Source organism: Paraburkholderia sp. BR10923, from assembly GCF_040948765.1.
GTDB classification, from domain to species: domain Bacteria; phylum Pseudomonadota; class Gammaproteobacteria; order Burkholderiales; family Burkholderiaceae; genus Paraburkholderia; species Paraburkholderia youngii.
Window position 1 is genome coordinate 1 of sequence record NZ_JBFPKO010000099.1, and the last position, 2,630, is coordinate 2,630.

Annotated in this window: 5 protein-coding genes; 2 read left to right on the plus strand and 3 right to left on the minus strand. The window is 58.6% G+C overall.

The window, feature by feature from the left end; translation table 11 throughout:
* The first annotated feature begins 229 nt into the window (after positions 1-229).
* Both AB3X94_RS41430 and AB3X94_RS41435 read left to right on the plus strand, forming a co-directional pair.
* Positions 230-547 (plus strand): VF_A0006 family four-cysteine protein, encoded by a 318-nt coding sequence (locus tag AB3X94_RS41430; protein WP_368614436.1) that lies wholly within the window; start codon positions 230-232, stop codon positions 545-547.
* Between the two features lie 353 nt (positions 548-900).
* The gene (locus tag AB3X94_RS41435; protein ID WP_176112095.1) at positions 901-1,158 is read left to right on the plus strand and encodes a hypothetical protein; all 258 of its coding nucleotides are present in this window, start codon (positions 901-903) and stop codon (positions 1,156-1,158) included.
* Between the two features lie 159 nt (positions 1,159-1,317).
* Here AB3X94_RS41435 and AB3X94_RS41440 read toward each other — a convergent pair whose 3' ends face one another.
* The 3 genes from AB3X94_RS41440 to AB3X94_RS41450 all read right to left on the minus strand — a co-directional run.
* The gene (locus AB3X94_RS41440) at positions 1,318-1,836 is read right to left on the minus strand and encodes a DUF6398 domain-containing protein (protein ID WP_368594371.1); all 519 of its coding nucleotides are present in this window, start codon (positions 1,834-1,836) and stop codon (positions 1,318-1,320) included.
* A gap of 21 nt (positions 1,837-1,857) precedes the next feature.
* The gene (locus AB3X94_RS41445; RefSeq protein WP_368594370.1) at positions 1,858-2,211 is read right to left on the minus strand and encodes a hypothetical protein; all 354 of its coding nucleotides are present in this window, start codon (positions 2,209-2,211) and stop codon (positions 1,858-1,860) included.
* A partial coding sequence (locus AB3X94_RS41450; protein ID WP_368614437.1) for a YecA family protein occupies positions 2,175-2,630 on the minus strand: 456 nt, incomplete at its 5' end. The genes AB3X94_RS41445 and AB3X94_RS41450, both read right to left, overlap by 37 nt.

The window sequence follows — 2,630 nt, forward strand, 5'->3', positions numbered from 1 at the left end:
CAGGAAGGCGAAGGCGTAATCATCGCCAACCTGCTGAACCGGTGGAACGCCTTCGGCAAACCGGTTTGCGTCAAAAATGCATAGTCGCGTCCATGGCACGGGAACTCGTACCCATCCGGACAAAGCCGTGGAGCATGACGTAAATCCGGATCAGCGCCATTTAATAAACTGCCACCAGGGCGGGGCCGGTGTCCACGCCGAGCAAACTCACACAGTAGAGAAGAAGCCCATGCTCAAGAGTGTCACACGGACATGTACCCTGCGGACGGTATTTGGCCTGCTGGGCCTACGAATTATGCATCCAGCGTTCGCTGATGGGCCGTCATCCTATGACGACTGCATGCTCGTCGGTTTGCGCGACGCCCGCAGTCAGGGTGCATCAAACTATATCCAGCGCTCATGCTACGCACTGTATCGGAACAGCGAAATGTTGCTGCCGCGCGAGAAGGCGTACTACGAGTGCATACTGCAAAATATGCCTGGTGCCAAGGAGCGGTTCGCGATCATGCGGATCAATGCGATCTGCGAACGGCGCGGGCAGTTGTAAGTCCACAGTGACGTGGATGATCACAACCGATTCACCTGATCGACACGCTGGATCTCCGTCACAACTTGAACAGTTCGTCGCGAGCGGCTTCGTGTGTCGGTCGTCGCGTTTCTCGCCAATCACCAGCGGTCTCTTGAGGTCCTTGTTCTCTGTCATCATTGTCAGTGCGCAGGTGTCCACGTGGGACACCTAGCTTCTGACCTTCTGCATTTCGACCGAAGGACGTCTTTTATTGACCGTTTACGATGAATCGCGGGGCAGCTGACTTGCCTTGCACACTGTCCAATGCGCCATCGGTGATGTCTGCGTGAGCAGAGCGCGTCCGCCGGTGGCCCTCGCCCCAAGGAGCGACCATGAGCGGCCCCGCCGATCAACCGGGTGTAGAAGTCGTCGTAACCGTTGCAGAGGATCATCTGCAACGCTTCAGGCAACTAGCATCGGAGTTGGAGGGCAAAGGCCTAAAGATCAACAACATGATGGAAGGGCTCGGAATCATTTCGGGAGCCGCCTCCTTAGCCGACGTGCAGCAGCTCAAAGGCATGAAGGGCGTAAAGTCCGTTGAAGAGGCAGGGAACGTTCAGTTGCCGCCGCCTGAATCCGATATTCAGTGACGAGGGGGACGCTTCAGGAAACCGAAAATAAAGCACGTTTAGTCCGACTTAGCGGGCGGACGTGCCTGCCAGGATAGGAGGCGGCGAACCCGATGAAGGGCAAGGGAAAATTGCTACGCCACAGGCGGCGTACAAACCGGGCCCGGGAATTCCCGCGAACTAGCGATCTTCGTCTGGGACGAATGGGATGACGCCCAGGCGAAAGGCTTCTTCCTGCAAATTGCTTGGGATGCGGCGCGCGTCGACGATCATGCCATTGATTTCGATAAACCAGACGAGTGGATTTCTGTCGAGCTGACTGGGAAGTGACCAGCGAGGATCGAGCTGACCGATCTTCAGAAGGTTCAGAATTGATCCTGAGCGGGCCGAACCGGTCTGGGCGCTTAGCCCGAAGTGCTGGCACAGTGCATCGGCGCGCATGGGGGGCTTTTGGGACTTGTCGAAGAGGAAGTTGACCCTCCCGATCGCGTAGGCCACGCCGCAGGCCCAGGAGCGCGCAGGACCGGTCACCAGTGGCGATGGCCGCTTGCGGCACAGGGTGGCAACGAGACGTCGGCAGAGGTCGCGGTATTCATCGGTCAGGTGTTGCGCACAAAAGGCGTCGGTAAGCGTAATGATCTCGTCATACCGGTCTTGCATGGCGGCTGGCACCCGCTCGCCGCGAAAGGTTGGCTTCATGGAATTCGCGATCCGTATGCGTCAGTTGCCCAGTTCGGCGAGCCCATGAACATCGCCCTCCCGCGCGACCTGGCACAGCCACGTGTCCAGCTTCTCGCTGCTGCCGTCAAGCAACCGGTCAACCAGGGTCCGGTCGTTCGCCTTGCCAAGCATGTTGTGTAGTCCCAGGTATGCCACGAGAAGGTGGTACATGGCGCAGCGCAAATCATCACGTTCGTCCTGACAGCGCCGGGCGTGGCGATGCAGATCCGCAATGGCGAGCCCGAGTTTTTCACCGACATACGAAAGCGGTATGCCGTCACGATCCTGTCGCGACGTGTAAGCGGGGCCATTGGCGCTCAGGGGAAGTTCGGCATCATCCGGGATCTGGGGCATTGCGTGTCTCCGTAGCAGTGCTGCATGATCAGTGAAACGTCGGCGAGCTGGCCATGCAGCAATGCTTGCACTTGCGTGCCACTACCGCACGGGCACGGCTCGTTGCGCCCGATCTTCGGCTCTTCACGACGCATGGCAACGCTTCCCGGGATGCTCGCCAGCGCGCGCCGGTGGGGCTCGAAGTAACGGTAGATGTGGGTCGGCCCGGCGATCATCGTCTCCAGCAGTCCCTTGCGCTTTTCCGCAGGGATCGATGGTGGCCGCATCTGCGGGTCGGGATTGTGTTCATGATGGCTTTGTCCGGATGGGGGTATTGCAAAGATGCTGCGGGTTGTGTAAAAGCGCAACATCATGAAGCCAGCATTGAATAATGCCATATAAAGCCAGACTAAAGACGGGTGAACCGCGCAAGCGCAAGA